This window comes from Streptomyces sp. HUAS TT11 (assembly GCF_051553595.1).
In the GTDB taxonomy this organism is placed as follows: domain Bacteria; phylum Actinomycetota; class Actinomycetes; order Streptomycetales; family Streptomycetaceae; genus Streptomyces.
Genome location: NZ_CP196185.1, coordinates 388,330 through 403,602, shown reverse-complemented (window position 1 = coordinate 403,602; position 15,273 = coordinate 388,330). Strand labels below are relative to the sequence as shown.

Annotated in this window: 16 protein-coding genes and 2 pseudogenes; 12 read left to right on the top strand and 6 right to left on the bottom strand. The window is 65.3% G+C overall.

Features of this window, described 5'->3' with window-relative positions; genetic code table 11:
- Positions 1 to 51: 51 nt before the first annotated feature.
- The gene (locus ACSHXN_RS45595) at positions 52 to 288 is read right to left on the bottom strand and encodes a replication-relaxation family protein (RefSeq protein WP_438306823.1); all 237 of its coding nucleotides are present in this window, start codon (positions 286 to 288) and stop codon (positions 52 to 54) included.
- A 643-nt stretch (positions 289 to 931) separates the two neighbouring features.
- Here ACSHXN_RS45595 and ACSHXN_RS45590 point away from each other — a divergent pair.
- On the top strand, positions 932 to 2,419 hold the full coding sequence (locus ACSHXN_RS45590; protein WP_438306822.1) for an RNA-directed DNA polymerase: 1,488 nt from the start codon (positions 932 to 934) through the stop codon (positions 2,417 to 2,419).
- A 2-nt stretch (positions 2,420 to 2,421) separates the two neighbouring features.
- The gene (locus ACSHXN_RS45585; RefSeq protein WP_438306821.1) at positions 2,422 to 2,907 is read left to right on the top strand and encodes a hypothetical protein; all 486 of its coding nucleotides are present in this window, start codon (positions 2,422 to 2,424) and stop codon (positions 2,905 to 2,907) included.
- Between the two features lie 140 nt (positions 2,908 to 3,047).
- Here ACSHXN_RS45585 and ACSHXN_RS45580 read toward each other — a convergent pair whose 3' ends face one another.
- Positions 3,048 to 3,959 carry a hypothetical protein gene (locus tag ACSHXN_RS45580; RefSeq protein WP_438306820.1) on the bottom strand — a complete coding sequence of 304 codons (912 nt, stop codon included), beginning with the start codon at positions 3,957 to 3,959 and terminating at the stop codon, positions 3,048 to 3,050.
- Positions 3,960 to 4,260: 301 nt separating this feature from the next.
- Here ACSHXN_RS45580 and ACSHXN_RS45575 point away from each other — a divergent pair, with 301 nt between their 5' ends.
- From ACSHXN_RS45575 to ACSHXN_RS45550, 6 genes are all read left to right on the top strand, one after another.
- Positions 4,261 to 4,545, top strand: a complete 285-nt coding sequence (locus ACSHXN_RS45575; RefSeq protein WP_438306819.1) for a hypothetical protein — start codon at positions 4,261 to 4,263, stop codon at positions 4,543 to 4,545.
- Positions 4,546 to 4,732: 187 nt separating this feature from the next.
- Positions 4,733 to 6,427 (top strand): hypothetical protein, encoded by a 1,695-nt coding sequence (locus ACSHXN_RS45570; protein WP_438306817.1) that lies wholly within the window; start codon positions 4,733 to 4,735, stop codon positions 6,425 to 6,427.
- Positions 6,428 to 6,512: 85 nt separating this feature from the next.
- Positions 6,513 to 7,523, top strand: coding sequence for a DUF4238 domain-containing protein (locus ACSHXN_RS45565; protein WP_438306816.1), 1,011 nt, complete (start codon positions 6,513 to 6,515; stop codon positions 7,521 to 7,523).
- A gap of 148 nt (positions 7,524 to 7,671) precedes the next feature.
- The gene (locus ACSHXN_RS45560; protein ID WP_438306815.1) at positions 7,672 to 8,304 is read left to right on the top strand and encodes a TerD family protein; all 633 of its coding nucleotides are present in this window, start codon (positions 7,672 to 7,674) and stop codon (positions 8,302 to 8,304) included.
- A gap of 54 nt (positions 8,305 to 8,358) precedes the next feature.
- A complete protein-coding gene (locus ACSHXN_RS45555) occupies positions 8,359 to 8,775 on the top strand; it encodes a VWA domain-containing protein (RefSeq protein WP_438306813.1) in 417 nt (138 codons plus the stop codon).
- A 42-nt stretch (positions 8,776 to 8,817) separates the two neighbouring features.
- Positions 8,818 to 9,660 carry a transposase family protein gene (locus ACSHXN_RS45550; protein WP_438306899.1) on the top strand — a complete coding sequence of 281 codons (843 nt, stop codon included), beginning with the start codon at positions 8,818 to 8,820 and terminating at the stop codon, positions 9,658 to 9,660.
- 79 nt (positions 9,661 to 9,739) lie between these two features.
- Here ACSHXN_RS45550 and ACSHXN_RS45545 read toward each other — a convergent pair.
- Positions 9,740 to 11,013 (bottom strand): annotated as a pseudogene (locus tag ACSHXN_RS45545) (IS701 family transposase).
- Between the two features lie 52 nt (positions 11,014 to 11,065).
- On the opposite strand from ACSHXN_RS45545, the pseudogene ACSHXN_RS45540 reads away from it, so the two are divergent.
- The 3 genes and pseudogenes from ACSHXN_RS45540 to ACSHXN_RS45530 form a co-directional block, all read left to right on the top strand.
- A pseudogene (locus ACSHXN_RS45540) lies at positions 11,066 to 11,155 on the top strand (transposase); the annotation flags it as partial.
- Between the two features lie 131 nt (positions 11,156 to 11,286).
- Positions 11,287 to 11,484: an ankyrin repeat domain-containing protein gene (locus tag ACSHXN_RS45535; RefSeq protein WP_438306812.1), complete on the top strand. Its 198-nt coding sequence runs from the start codon at positions 11,287 to 11,289 to the stop codon at positions 11,482 to 11,484.
- A 433-nt stretch (positions 11,485 to 11,917) separates the two neighbouring features.
- On the top strand, positions 11,918 to 12,409 hold the full coding sequence (locus tag ACSHXN_RS45530) for a hypothetical protein (protein ID WP_438306810.1): 492 nt from the start codon (positions 11,918 to 11,920) through the stop codon (positions 12,407 to 12,409).
- Positions 12,410 to 12,673: 264 nt separating this feature from the next.
- Here ACSHXN_RS45530 and ACSHXN_RS45525 read toward each other — a convergent pair whose 3' ends face one another.
- The 3 genes from ACSHXN_RS45525 to ACSHXN_RS45515 form a co-directional block, all read right to left on the bottom strand.
- Positions 12,674 to 12,937, bottom strand: a complete 264-nt coding sequence (locus tag ACSHXN_RS45525; protein ID WP_356295864.1) for a hypothetical protein — start codon at positions 12,935 to 12,937, stop codon at positions 12,674 to 12,676.
- A 1-nt stretch (position 12,938) separates the two neighbouring features.
- Complete coding sequence (locus ACSHXN_RS45520) at positions 12,939 to 13,442, bottom strand: toxin glutamine deamidase domain-containing protein (protein ID WP_438306808.1); 504 nt, start codon at positions 13,440 to 13,442, stop codon at positions 12,939 to 12,941.
- Between the two features lie 93 nt (positions 13,443 to 13,535).
- A complete protein-coding gene (locus ACSHXN_RS45515; RefSeq protein ID WP_438306806.1) occupies positions 13,536 to 13,835 on the bottom strand; it encodes a hypothetical protein in 300 nt (99 codons plus the stop codon).
- Between the two features lie 133 nt (positions 13,836 to 13,968).
- On the opposite strand from ACSHXN_RS45515, the gene ACSHXN_RS45510 reads away from it, so the two are divergent.
- A protein-coding gene (locus ACSHXN_RS45510) for an IS3 family transposase (RefSeq protein ID WP_438306805.1) occupies positions 13,969 to 15,137 on the top strand; the annotation gives its coding sequence in 2 pieces (ribosomal slippage) (positions 13,969 to 14,221 and positions 14,221 to 15,137; 1,170 coding nt in all).
- Positions 15,138 to 15,273: the final 136 nt, after the last annotated feature.

Genomic DNA, 15,273 nt, shown 5'->3' with positions numbered 1-15,273 from the left:
GCGGTCGGATCGGACACTGGAGGGCCGGTGCCCGCGCAGCTCGGGCCACTCTCAGGCGAGTTGCACGCCGTACGCGGTCGGGAACCACACCCGGGTCCGCCCGGCCTGCGGCAGCGTGATCCGGTCGACCAGCCCCTCCTCCCGAAGTCGGGCCAGCCGCCGCCGGGTCTGCTCGATACGCACCCCGGGCGCGATCACCCGGTGCATCTGCTCGGTGGTGGCCATCCGGTACTGCGCCAGCACGCCCACCGCCAACCGGTCCCCGCTGCCCGCGTCCACGCCGATCATCACGGATCCGCTCGCTTCCCGTCCGGTGCAGCACCGGCTTGCCCGGCGCCCGCTCACCGGTCACAGCAGCAGCGGGCCGCGACCAGACCGCCGACCACGAATACCCGACCACGGTCACGAAGCGACAACACCTCCGTGGTACCAGGCCCACATCCCCGCAGACAACCCGTCCGACAACCGCCCGCACCCACTCCCACGCCCGTCGGTGAACTAGCAGGTCACCACACTGAGCCTGCCGTGGTCGGGAGGCCGACATCCCCTCTACGCCCCCGAGTCCACGCCCCACAGCAGGAAGAAAAGAGAAGTGGGTGGGTGGGACAGGTCGGGCGGCGGGCGAAGGGATCGGGCGCCGACGGTGTTCCTCGCGCGCGACGGCGGGGCCGCGCGCGACGCCGGACGGACAAGCAGCCCAGCCACAGGGGAAAAGTCGCTGCGCAACCACTGCACACAGCGATGGTTCTGCGCAATCGGGGCCGCATCGGGCTGCGCAATCGGACGTGGACCCGATTGCGCAGCTGGTTGCCCACCAGCCGGTCGGCACTCACAACCAAGAGCCGGTCCGGGCCTCTGCGTAATCAGCATCCGAGGGGCTGCGCCAGCACGGATACTCTCCTGCGGGCGTTTCATGTGCGGAGGGGGCCGTATGAGTCTGGCAGACCGGCTGAGCAAGGCCAAAGACCTGCTTATCGGTGACGAGCCTTTCGCGGAACTTCCCGACGTCATCGGCTACCAGGACATCGTCCATCAGTGGGACCGCGGATACCGTGCGAGGCTGGAAGCCCTGATCCGCTCCGGCGACACTGGCCCCAGAGGGGCTCAGATCCACGATTTCCCCAAGAACGAGACTGCGGTTAGGCCGCTCGCTCACTTCGATCCGCGTGACCGGATCATCTATGAGGCCATGGTCTACCGCCTCGCTCCCCGGATCGACCGGCACCTTCACCCCTATGTCTACGGCTACAAGTGGTGGCACCGGTTGGCCCGGCCCGTACCGTGGTCGGCCTGCTGGGGACGGATGAAGGAGAGCACCCGCAGCACCCTGCGCCGCAATCCCGCGCTGCGCATCGCGCACACTGACGTCTCCGCCTTCTACGAGCACATCGACATCGGATCCCTCGTTGAGAGCCTGTACGACCTGGACGGCGACGAGAGTCCGGGCGAGGATCTGGCAGCCTTCTTGAACCGTTTCCAGTCCGTCACCGACGCCCGCGGACTGCCTCAGGGCCCAGACGCCTCTGGCATCCTTGCGAACCTAGTCCTGATGCCGATCGACGCGTTTCTGGCGCGGGAGAAGTTCCCGTTCGCACGCTACTCGGATGACATCCGCATTTTCCACCGGGATCGAACGGCCTTACGTGATGTGCTCATAGAGATCACCCGGCTTCTGCGCGGGATGGGCCTGACCATTGCTGGGGCCAAGACCCGGATACTGGATCCGGAAGAGGGCCTGGCTGAAGAACTCGACACCCGTTACAGCTCCCTGAAACACGCCGTTAGGAACGGAGTCCCCGGATCACGGGACAAAGTCAGGGAAGAGTTCGAGTCCCTGGACAAGGAAAGCACGTTCAGCGGAACAAAGACCCGGTTCGTCCTGAACCGCATGAGCGAACTCGGTGATGACTACGCAATCAGTTGGTGTCTGGAAAGCCTGGAGCGCACCCCCCACGCCGTCACCGAGGTCTTCCGCTATCTCGCCATCACCGGCCGTTCGAGGGAGCGCGAGATCACCAGCCATCTGGCACGGTTCATCGATCAGGGAGTCAGTGCGTCGTTCCCTTTCACCGAACAGCGCATCCTGCGCTACTTCCTGAGCACCCAGGACAGCCCTGCGAAGACGAAAGAGGCCGCGTGGATGGTCCTGGAAGACCGCAACCGCCAGGACTACTCCCGCGAGGTCGCCGCCCGCTACGCCGGGAAGCATGCCTCCCTCGCCGAGTCCCGTATCCTTCGCAACCGCTTCGAGCGCGAGCAGATACCTGCTGTGCGGAGGGCGCTGCTTGTAGGCCTGTACGAGTCCGGACATCTGACGAGCGACTACCTCAGCAAGGTCAAGGACGCCTACGCGCACCTTCGATGGACCTGCACATTCCTGGCCACCGAACCCGACATAGCCCTTCCGAAGATCGGATGATCATGACCCAGCCGTTCCGGCAGATCGACACCGTGCGCGCCGAACTGGAGCGCATCAAGGGCAACTGCCTCTACACCGCACAGGGCTACTTCGAGGCCGCGAAGAACGCCGAACTGTGGGGGCGGCTGATGGTCTTCATCCCGGCCTGCATCACCGCCCTGGCCGGGCTGCTCGACGCCATCGGCATCAAGGGGCCGTTCAGTGCGATTGCAGCCGTCGCTGGCTCCGTTGCCGCCACTGCCTCCTTCCTCGGCTCCCAGAAGAATGCTGCGGATTACCTGGCCTCCGCGCGGGCCTACACCGCGCTCAAGCACCGAGTCGAATCCGAACTCGGCCTTTTGGCGCCCGACGCCGACCCTGCGGACTTGTCTGCCATGGCGCGGGAGCTGAACGCCGACTACATCAGGATCACCGCCAACGACATCCCGTTGCCGAACCGGTTCTTCGATCAGGCCAGCAAGCGGATAGAGCAGGGCGCCGCTGGGTAACTCCGACGTCACCGCCGCGGGCCTGTACCGACCATCCGGGGCGGGCCTGCGGTGCTCGCACCCGGCGACGGCCCCCAACCAGGATCCGCACCGCCGCACCTACCTTCGGCGTGGCACGGCAGCTCACGAGGCACTTCCTTCTATCGACGCCAGGTGATGACTTTCTCGCGTACCAGCAGCGGCTTGTCGTCCGGTCCTTTGATGTGCTCGTTGATCCACAGGGGGCGGTGGGCTTGTAGGCGTGGGTGCCATTGACGTCGCCAATGTCCCCGGACGACCCAGCGGTGAGACCACTCGACCTCTTGGGTCTCGTCGTTCCCGCCCTTTGCTGTCTTGCGTCGCAGGGTGACGATCACCACAGGAGCAGCGGGCATCTGTCCTGCCCGTTGGAGTCGCCTCCGTTGAGGGCGGTCCGCTTCCAGTTCACCAACGGCCGCCAGCGGCTGCTGCATCAGTGTCCACATGGTGCGTGCGTATCGGCATAGAACAGCAGATTCGGGGCGCATGGCGCCGATTTCTACTGACTGAGCCATCTGGAGGGGGCGACCTGCGGGCATGAACATCCCGTTCCCCACCGGCGCGACAGGCGATCCGAAGAACTGGCGCTCCTCCTCGCCGACGACAGGTCCGATCCATTGGATAAGGATCCCGTCATCGTGCTGTTCCTCGGCCCACCTGGTAGCTGGAAGGACTCGGTGAACGGGACGCCACCGCAAGCCGCTGAACGGGTGGTCATCCGCGCACTCCTCGTCGGCGCACCGAATAGTGAAGGGCTCCGCGAGCACGAGGAATCCATGACTCGAGGGCGGTTCCTCAAGGAGAACGTCTTCGTCAGGCAGTGTTTCCTGCGCCGCTTCCGCGATGCGGACCATGTCTGGTGCCACCCAGTAGCTCTGCGCGACACGCAGACTGTCCAGCTCGTCTTGCGGCGAGTTGCTGAACCCCTGCTTCGCGTAGGCCTCCGCTTCCATCTCCGCCAGCTCCGCAGCCGGCTTGCTGGCGAACCAACCTGCGAAGGCCAGCTTGATGTCCAAAGTCTCCTCGGGGCGCATGGCCCTCCCTCGACGCCGCAGTGCGGACACGTACACAGGGGACATTGTCCAAGGCCAGGCGTCGCACGTGCAGCCGTTCGCGCGATCACGGCCGACAGCCCCTGGGGCCCGGCCGCGGCCGTACGCCAAGGGCATTATCGGAGGAGTGTCCCGCACCCTGGGGCGGCCCACGCTTCATTGCCCACTATGGGACCTGACGGCCTGGCACGCCATAAACGCGGCGCTGGACGAGTTGCCGCGTGGACGGCTCACCTTGGCCCGGATTCGTCAACCCTACCCAGTCCGGCCCTACGCTGCCGTCATGACGCTGAATGCCGACGAGCATGCGCTCCTCCGCCTGATCGCTCAGTCACCAGAGCCCGTGGCCGCCTCCGACTTCTTTCACACCATCCACCCGGCGAACTTCGAGCGAAGCGCCGCCGAGGAAGACCCTCGGCGCGTGGCCTGGCAGGAGAAGCAGCTCGGGCTTTACAAGGCGATGATCGACCTGCACGACGCCGGTCTCATTCGGATTGTGGACCCGGCGAACGGAGAGCGACCAGACCTGATGGAGGCCACCGAGGCCGGCCACGCTGCTCTGAACTGAGCCCTGTCGGGCGGGCCCGGTCCGGGTCCGCCCCATCGTCGGGGAGAATCAGCCCAGGCTCCGCGTGGTGGGCTGAGATTCCAACCGCGACGCTGCCAGTCCCCTCTCCAACACGTGGTTAGCCCTTTGTGAGGCAGGGGACACCGGGCGCGCGGTAGCCGGGTGATTTGGCGCTCGGACGAAAAGGATGCGCCGGGTCGACCTCCTCTTTCTTACACTCGTGGTCGTGGCGATGCTCTACAGCAGCGGTAGCTGCGATGACCTTCCCGAATACGCGAGGCCGGATGGTTACCTGGCTCCGCTCACCGCCACGCCCACCGAGTGGGTCACGGTCATTGGAAAGCCCGTCCAGGACAGCTTTGACTGGGGGATCAGCAGCTACCTGACCCGTCCTGAGACACGGACACATGCCCTTCAGGAGTACACCTGGAGCCAGGCAGCGATCGGCGCCGCAGGGATCAGCACCTTCTACCCAGAGAAGCGCACGGTCTTCGAAGAGGGGCTGCGAGACGAAGAGGAGCACGCGGAGTTCTTCGTACAGCTCCGAACCCATCACGGGCTCGCCGAACCGACACTGGAGTTCACCCCCTCGTTCCTGTGGTACTTCGACGCCATCCCCAGGAACGACGGCTCCTGGTACTACCTCGACGATGCCGGCCGCGACCACGAACTGGTACGCACTCGCCGCTCCGACACCGAGCTGCGCATCGACATCGCGGCCCTGCCCCTACGCCGCTACCTCGCCGTGCGCAGCCGCCTGCTGGTGATTCAGCATGACCGGATCACCCGGGTCGATCACGTACCCGACCCGACGATCGACTCAGTCGACCGCTCCGACGTGCGGTCCTTCTCCTTCCACAGCGGCGACCTCCACTCAGTGGATCGCCCGGGTTTCGTCCGGCTGGTCGGAAAGCAGATCGTGCTACCCATCGACGCAGCGCCCGCCGACCTGGCCCGCCCACACACCTCCGAACGCCGTTTCCCGGAATTCACGGTCGCCATCGACCCCAACACCGGGGAGCGCATCACCTCAACGTGCGACCCCGCCAAGCTGAGCAACTACTTCACCGACCGCGGCACGCCGCACTACCTGACCCGGGTCTACTTCCGGCGCGAGGTCCTCAACCGATACACCTCTCAGCCGTCCCGCTACCGCATTGAGAACGGCCGCCTGAGCTGCCTGAGACTGTGGGGCATCTCCATCGGCACCAACCCCGACGGTCTCATCGAGGTCTACCTTGGAGATCTCGGGCGTGACCTGCCAGCCGAAGAACGCGATCACTGGCTCAGCTTCAACGTCCCGCCCAGCGGAGGACGCGACGAGGGCCGCTTCGACCGCGACATCCTTGGCCGGTGGACCGAGGGACCGCATGACCCGCTACGCCGGCTGTTCGCCGCACGGGAGCACTTCAGTACCGCCCTGGGCGCGCTTCTGGGACAAGCGGTCTACAAGCCATGGCACCCCGCCGACCAGATCGCCTTCGAGGGCCTGCACATGCCCACCAGTAGTGAGCAGCACGAAGCCGACACCCTCATACTGCTGCTCGCCAAGGGCGTCATCGACTACTTGGACGTCAAGGCCCTCCGGCGCCTTCCTGGGGTGACCGACTCCAAGGCGCAAAGCATCAACTGCCTCGAAGCATGGGTCACCTCCAGCGGAGGTGACAGCGACACGCTGATCCGCCCATTGCGCGTCCTGCAAGGCCTCCGCTCCACCGGGCCGGCCCATCTTCGCGGAAAGGACTGGCACGCCACCCTCACGCGCGCCGGCTTGGACGCATTGAGACCCGATGAGCAGTTCGTGCAGGTACTCACGCTGACCGGTGACGCCCTTAGGGCGCTCGCCCAGCATGCGGAGTCACAGCACCAGGCAAGCCAGTAGACAGCCTGTGGTGCCCGCAAATCCGCTGACACTCTCTGCTTGGATGCGTGTATGACTGGCGTTGCCAAACGGGGGAGGTCAGCCGGTGGGTAAGGCGTCGTCGGGGAAGCGTGCGGCCAAGGCAGGCGGCACCCGGGATCACACAGTGCCGCAGATGTACCTGAAGCACTTCGCCAAGCACGTAGCACGCCGCAAGTACGAGCTGAAGGTGCGACGGCTCGACAAGATCAATGAGTCGTTCCCCGTGACGCCTACCGGCATCGCTGCTGAGACCGGTTACTACTGGGGCATCAGTGCCGAAGGGGTCCCTCACCACGCTGTTGAGGAACTGTTCACCTCCCTTGAGGGTCACGCCGAAACAGTACTGAAGGTCCTCCTGAACGATCCGGACTGGGCGCTCACACCGCACTGGCCGTTGAGTCCGGACCAGCGCCATGTCCTTGCCTGGTGGATGGCCGCCCAGATCTTGCGCACGACGCGCCAGCGGAAACGGCTTACCCACGAGCAGTCCGAAGCACCGGATATCACCGGCTTGCCGCAGGAAGTGCACACGCTCGCACAGAACAACCCCCACCTGCGCTACATCGTTGAGAACATCGTTACGTTGGCGCTCATCCTGGAAGCACGGCCGTGGGCGCTGGGCTTCAGCGACATGTGCCTGCTAACTAGCGACACCCCGATCGCCATATGGAACCGCCCCGACGATGAAGACCAGCTGCGCGCCGCTGCACTGAGCGACATCCTGCTCCCGCTGGACCCTCACCGCTTTCTGTTCCTACCCGGTCCCGCTACCCGGGGCACCGACCGGCGTAAGCACGTGGACCACCTGATGCACGCGGAGGGCGCCATCGGCTTCGCGCTTGTGGAGGTGGCGTACGACGTGGCTGACCAGTTCGTGATCCACCATCCAGAGCACGATCCCTGGAAGCATTGGAAGCCGAACAGCCCCGGTCAGCCCAAGCTGTGGGACGGACAAACGCATTCTGCTCCTCAGTACATCTTGGAGTACGGCGTATTTCCGCCCAGTCAGAACATCGAACGTCGCTGGACCGTGGAACATCCACCGCCTCGCTCCCCAGACGTGCTGCACCCCTGACCTGCCAGAGCACCGCCCGGCGCACGCAGCACGGACCGTCGTCACAGCCGATGCCCCGGAGGATCGAAATGCCAGATGTGCGAAGTGGCAGCGGATGCGCGTATAGGTGACTACCGTTTCTTCTCCGTTGATCAACAGGGGGGCGGAGATGCAGAAGGCGTCACTGCGTAAGGGTGAGAACGTGTCTCTGCTGACAGCACGGACGGTGCTGTCAGTGACGGTGCGGGGACTGTCAGCGGACGTGTCCGCGCTGCTGCTCGGCGCCGATGGCAAGGTTCGCGGCGATCACGATCTGGTTTTCTATAATCATCCGGCCCAGGACGGTGTGTCCGTTGAGGGCGCGTCGGTCACTGCGGAGCTTTCGCGGCTGCCGGCAGGTGTTCACCGTGTAGTTGTTGTGGTGAGTGCCGACCCCCTGCAGCCAGGCGCTGTCTTCACCCAAGCGCCTCAGCTGACGATCAGCCAGAGCGGCGCGCCCTCGGCGCTATTCACCGCGCCGGACTTCACGTCGGGGGAGACCGTCGTGGTCCTGGCGGAGCTGTACCGCCGCGGTGATGGCTGGAAGGTCCGGGCGGTGGGGCAGGGCTATGCCTCCGGTCTTGCGGGACTGGCGACCGAATACGGCGTCGATGTCGATCCCGAGCCCTCTGCCGTGCCGCTCCCTGCGCAAACACGCACGCCTCCGGGACGGTCCACTGCCGTGGATCTGACGAAGGTAGAGCGACAAGCTCCGGGCCTGCTGGCGCCCGCGCGACAGGCCGGTCAGGCACTCGCAGCCTGAGGGATGACGGGACGGCGAGCCGCGGTCTACCTCATCCTGGATCACGACTGGCACATGGAAGAGCTGTACGAGTCGTTCGCCGTGCAGGCATTCGCCGAACGCGTCCTGGCCCTGTCGGCCAACCTCGACGACGACGGCACAGTGCCCGTGATCTTCTCCAGTGGGCGAGAGCCGTTCTTGGAAGAGATCCGGCTGGACAACTACCGCGGCCGTATCGGGCAGCTGCATACTCAGGTCGACTGGGGCTGGGGCAACGTCGCCGACGCGATGCGCCGCGCGGTCAGCCACTACCAGGAGTCCGGCGCTGCAGACCCTGCCTTCATCGTGACCCAGGTTGGTGACGAGCCGCGGGACAAGGCAGAGGTCCGCTCCATGCTCCAGAACACCGCCTCACTGGGGATCTTCTGGCTATTTGTCGGATTCGGCCGCGGCAAGCTCGCCTTTTACGAGTTGGTGCGTGATAGCGGGTGAGGTGTCTGCGCTGGTGGATGGCGTGATCATCGCGTGGCGATCATGGTCAAGCGGACGGTCCTTGCGCATCGGCTGTTTACGGGGCTCTCGCGACGCCATCTGAGCTGCCTCGTTCAGGAGTTGGCCATACCGTGGCAGGCCATGGTCGAAGGTCGCCGGCACGCTGCGCGCGGCGGGGCCAGGAGGCGGGCGGCGGGTGCCGGTGCCAGGCATGAGCTGGTGTTCGTCGACCGTGTGGTGGCCACGCTGATCCATTTGCGGCACGACCTGCCGCACTCGGTGCTGGGACTGCTGTTCGGCGTCGACCGCTCCACCGTCACCCGCGCGATCGGAGAGGTACGCACGCTCCTGGCCGAACGCGGATGCGCGGTCCCGGACAGTCCTGGCCTGCGTCTTCGGACACTGGCGGATGTGTTCGCCTACGCCCAGGCCGAAGGCGTCGAGCTGCGCCTGGACGCCACCGAGATCCAGGTCCGCAGGCCACCGGCCGGCCGCGGCGGACGGCGGGCGTTCGTCTCCGGAAAGAAGAAGCAGAACACGATGAAGGCCACCGTGATCGCGGACTGGCGTGGCCGCACGTTATGGACCGATGCCCTACGGCCTGGGCGCATGCATGACGCCACAGCCGCCCGCAACGAGGGAATCGCCATCTGCTTCCAGCACTTCCCCGAGGTGGAGGTCCTCCTGGACGACGGCTATCTCGGCCTGAGCCGCGACTACCCCGGCCAGGCCATCACCCCGCCGAGAAAGCCGCGACCCGGAGCACTGCCTGGGCGCCTCGCGCAGTGGGAACGGGACCGTCACGGGCACTCGTCCGACCGCATCACGGTCGAACACGCCCTGGCTGACCACAAACGCCGGAAGCAACTAGTAGGACTCCGTTAGGTTGAGGTGGATCTTGCTGGTTGGTGTCTGGTCCGGGGTAGGGGCTGGTGGCAGGTGGTACAGATGCCGGTCCAGCAGTTCAGCAGGTCTTGGAGTGCATCGAGGGTCTGGTAGAGGGTGAGGCCGGTGTGCCGGCTTTTGGGGCCAGCCGCTGTTCGGTGAGAAACGCGTGGGCAGCGGTGACGAGAGTGACGTGGTGGTGCCAGCCGGTCCAGGAGCGGCCTTCGAAGTGGTCCAGGCCCAGGCCGTGCTTGAGTTCCCGGTAGTCGTGCTCGATCCGCCAGCGAATCTTCGCCAGGCGGACCAGTTCGGCCAGTGGCGTGTCAGCCGGCAGGTTGGACAGCCAGTAGTCGGTGGGCGCTTCGGCTTCCTCGGGCCATTCGACCAGCAGCGTCACTTCGGGCAGGACGCCATTCCACTGGCCGTCGCGCGTGGCGGCGGCCTGGGCCAGGCGGCGGGCTCTGACCCCGGCGGGCCGCACACGCAGCGCCAGGAAGTGCGAGCGCATCGGCCCGCGAGAGCCTTCCCTCCAGGTGACCTCATTGAATGCCTGCCGTCCACGGCTGGTGGCCAGGGCGGCCACCGGGGACGGCTTGTCGCGGTAGCGGGGCTCCGGCCGGCGGCCAAGGCCGGACCAGGGCGGGGCAACGGGTGTCCGCGTGGTGCGGGTGGGCGGTCACATCCGAGCGGATGGCCACCACGTAGGCGATGTCCCGGCCGGCCAGCCCGGCACGGAAGTCCGCGTTCTGCCCGTAGCCGGCGTCGGCCACCACCACCGGCGGCACCAGGCCCCAAGTGGCCAGCTCATCCAGGGTGTCCAACGCCAGGCGCCACTTCTCACGGTGCCCATCTCCTCGGGCACCTGGCAGCGGCGTCGGCGGTCGACGTCGCTGTCCCACTCCTTGGGCAGGAACAGCCGCCACTGCAGCGGGACGGAGGCGGTGTCGGTGACCGCGTGCACGCTCACCGCGACTTGGCAGTTGGCCTGCTTGCCCAGCGCACCGCAGTACTGGGGAGCAACCCCGACCGACATCCTTCCGTCCTTGGGGAACGACACGTCATCGACCGCCCAGGCGTCCGGACCGATCAGCGGCACCAGCCGCTGCGCGATCCGCCGGCGCACCGGCACCGGATCCCACGTGGACTGGTTCACGAACTGCTGCAGGTTCTGCTCATTGCCGTCCGGTAGTCGCGAGGCCATGGCCTGGATCGACTTGGGCGACCGTCCACCATCAGTCCCCGCAGATAGCAGTCGCTCTTGGCCCTCTGATCCTTGCGCGGCACCGAGGCGAATACATCAGCCACGAATAACGCCAACTTCGCCCGAACACGATTCACTTCATGTGCATCCACACACCCACCATGCCGCTAACCACGACCACGCGAAAGACCTAACGGAGTCCTACTAGCCCGCTGGCCCCACCGACGCGACCGCCTGCCCGACACCTACCGCGCCATCGCCGGCCTCGTCTCCGACCGCACCGTCACCGCCTGACAACAGGCCACGACCAGGCCAGACACACCTCACCCGCTATCACGCACCAACTCGTTAGAGATCGTCTCGATTGGTGATCACCGGGAGATAGCTGCTGGTGAATGTCGTCAGTGTGACGGTTCAATGTCGGGGTGAGTGACTACTGGACACCTGCACACCTGGCCGTTGAGCACGAGGACGCGGAAACCTTGGCCAGGCTGCTGGCCGATGGTGCGGATCCCAACGAGGTCTTCGGCAATATGACGCTGCTGACCCACGCCATCGATGCCGAAGCAGATCCCTCTCTGTCAGCCTTGGGGGAGACATCCCGCTTCGTCGGGTTAGCCTGAGAGGGCACGACAGGAGAACCACCCCCTCATGACCAGCACCGCCCCCGCCGGGTCCGACCCGGCTCCCCGGCCGAAGCGCCGCACCTTCAGTCCGGAGTACAAGCTGCGGATCGTCGCCGAGTACGACGCCGCCCCGAAGAATGAGAAGGGCGCGGTCCTGCGCCGCGAGCGTCTGTACCACTCGCACGTCAAGGAATGGCGGGCCGCGCGGGATGCCGGGGCCCTGGAGAAGCCGGTGAACCGCCGGTGCGCGGTTAGTCCGGACGGGCCTGGGACGGCCTCACCGAGGTGTGGCAGATGGCGGCGAAAGCTGGGAGGGGAGTTCCGGACTGGGTGCCGAAGGAACCCGTGAGGAAGGATGAACGCGGATCAAAGGCGTGAGCGGGCAGACGCTGCAAGCCGTCGGCCTGTCGCAACGGTCGGCAGGCGGGTGGTGAGCGCCACTTCTGGTGGCGGTTACGCCGAAATGGCGGTGGTGTCCGCCGCTGCGGCCCTGCCCTGCCCTGACGCCCTTGATGACCACCAGGCTCTGGCGCTGCTGGGTCAGGGTTCGACGGCGATCGAGGTAATCCGGGCCGCCGCACTGCAGACAGGGGACTCCGTGCTGATCGAAGCCGCTGCAGGTGGTGTCGGCGGCCTTCTGGTGCAGTTGGCCAGGCGTGCAGGCGCCACTGTGATCGGCCTCGCCCGGGGTGAGAGGAAACTGGCCGTGGCCAAGCGGCTCGGCACACACAGTGATCGACTATGTTCTTGCGGAGCGCGGTGGGTGGGCTGGCGCTTTGGCGGAGACGTGCAGCTCACTCGGCAGGTGTGGACCCGTTCCTGGGGCCGAAAGCTCTGCTTTGCATCACCGCGACGGGAGGAGGTTGCCGTCGGCCTCAAGACCGTAGAGAACCTCACCATCGTTCGGCGAGCCGACGGATGAGACTCGGTATGGCTGGCCACCCATGATCGTCGGCCGAGACGACGAGCTTGGGGCGCGACCCGATCGCGCTGACACAGAAAAGCGCCTTCCGGCTGGGACGAGAGGGACCTTCGACAGTCCTCATCGTCCCAGCCCAGACAGCACTCTTCCTTTTTCTAATCAGAATCCGAGATCATGGCGAGTAAAATGTGCGGGTTGATAGGACCTGAGACGGACTCGTCATCGAGCCGCAGGGGAACCGGCCGACCGTTCGGCAGCGGAGTCCTACAGCGGACGAGTCGATTTCAGTTTTCGGTACTCGTCGACCCCTCGGACAAATCGACACTCGCCGGTCTGCTCGTTGACGACGATTGGCCAGTTTCCCCCCAGGCGTGCACCGCTCTCCACGCTCGGCGGATAGACAAAGACGTAATGGCCCGGCAAATGCAACCTGTCAGCAGGATGAATTCGACATCCCCATTCATCCCACTTGGGAATATTGGACCTGCCAAAGTCCTCGGCCACGCTCGCTGCTTCTTGTTGCTGCACCTTAATTCCCTCCTCCTGTGTACATGAAGTCGTAGTACTCCCAGTCCAGGACGGCATAGCCTCCTGTCTGGCCATCTAGGAACTTGACGTTTCCTCCATCGTTGACGGCGTTGAAGAAATGACCGGGGTATGGGATGTTTCCGGTGCCATCAGTATCGAATCCGTACACAATACCGCGTGCGCCGTCCCCCCTTCGCAGTAGGTCACCAGCTATACCGTCACGCCCAGTCGTCGCCTTGAACGTCGATCCGTAGTGCGCTTCCAGGTCGCTGGCGTCAGTGATGTCTCCGTCCTCCGCCACTGAATTCTTCCCCTGCAGGCGGTCATCAGTAGCCATGGCGCATTTGGCGCAGTTAGTGTTCGAACCTGATGGGTTAACGCCCTTGAGACCGCCTCCGGGCCGCGCTTTGGTCGCGGCCTTCTCCCCGTCCTTCACTCCTTCCTTGAGCAGCTTCTTCCCGATTCCCCGGGCGAGGCCCACGATTCCGGTGAAGAAGCCGGCCACCTGGGCAACACCGTCGCCCGCGTCGTAGGCCTTGTTGTCCTTCTTCAGGCCGTTTTCCTTGACGAGCTTGTCGTAGTCGTCGCGGTTCGGGTGTCAGCCGCGGTCGGTCAAGCTGCACCACGGCGTGAAGGCCATGTACGCAAGGTCAGCCGAATCGGCAAGACCGGCGCCTGCGGTGACGAGAATCCCTTGTCCGAAGTCTTTGAAGCTGCCCTGAGCGCGCGGATCCGCGGGTTCGACGTTGGTGTTGCAGCCGGGCTTGTAGGCGGGGTAGGTCGCGCTGCAATCCGTTCCGCTGCTTCCGCCGGATCCGTAGTTGGCGCTTCCCTGCGTGGTCATGCCGCCGGAGCTGGAGGACCCGCCGCCGCTGTTCACGTAGCTGATCACTGCCACGACGAGGACGACGACGGCGACGATCAGCCCAAAGAGCGCGTCGAAGAACTTTCCGTCAGGGTCTGTGAGGCGCCCCGAAGTTCTCGGACAGCGGTCCCCATAGGATCGAAGTCCGGAACGGCGGAGAGAGCACGTGGCACAGAAGCGTAGGAAGTTCAGTCCTGAGTTTCGGGACGAGGCGGTCAAGATGGTGGTTGTGGAGTCCCGCCCGATCGCCGAGGTCGCCCGCGAGATACAAGTGAACGAGGGAACGCTGGGCACCTGGGTCAGCCGGTACCGGCAAGAGCACGCCGGGGAGGAGCCTCCCCTGAACATCAGCGAACGCGCCCGCCTGCGCGAGCTGGAACGCGAGAACCGGGAACTCCGCATGAAGACCGAGTTCCTGGGAAAAGCGGCGGCCTTCTTCGCCCAGGAATACCGGTGACGGAGAAGTACGAGTTCATCGACGGCGAGGCCGACAACTTTCCCGTGCAGCAAATGTGCACCTGGGCAGGAGTATCCACGTCGGGCTTCTACCACTGGAGATCGAGGCCATTGTCGGCCACCGCGAAGCGCCGTGCGGAACTGAGGGCCGTCATTCTCCAGGTCTTCTCCGACTCGCAGGAGACCTACGGCTACCGGCGTGTCCACGCCGCGCTCCAGCGGATGAACGTGCAGGCCGGAGCAGAACTGGTCCGCGCGCTGATGCGCGAGCTCGGCCTGGTGACATGCCAGCCGCGGCCCTGGCGGGCGACCACGATCGCCGATGATGCGGCGCCGGCCACGCCCGACCTGCTGGCCCGTGACTTCACCGCTGACGCTCCCGGGCGCAAACTGGTCAGCGATATCACCTACGTTCACACCTGGGCCGGGTTCCTGTATCTCGCGACCGTCATCGACTGCCACACCAAAGCTGTAGTCGGCTGGGCGATGGCCGACCACATGAAGACCTCTCTCATATCGGATGCACTCGATATGGCGGCCCGGAACATCGACCTCGCCGAAGGCTGCATATTCCATTCCGATCGCGGCAGTCAATACACGTCTCGGGAACTTCGTTGCAAGCTCAGCTCGTTGGGCCTGCGGGCGTCGGTCGGCCGCACCGGTGTCTGTTGGGACAATGCGATGGCTGAGTCATTTTTCGGCGCCCTCAAGAACGAACTCGTGCACCGAACTGCGTTCCCAACACGCGCACATGCCCACCGGGCGATCGCCCGCTACATCGAGATGTTCTACAATCGAAAACGCCTCCACTCCGTACTCGGCTACAAGACTCCCGCAGAAGTCCACGCCGAGTACGAGGAGTTGCAGGCAGCGGCATAAGGAGAACCCTCAACACCGCTGTCCGAGAAGCGCAGGGCCCCTCAGATCCCCGAGCCGTGATCCCCACGTTCGCGCCGTGGGTGGGGAATTACATGACGTTCCGCCGTCGCGACAGTCGGTTTACCAAGGCCGCTTG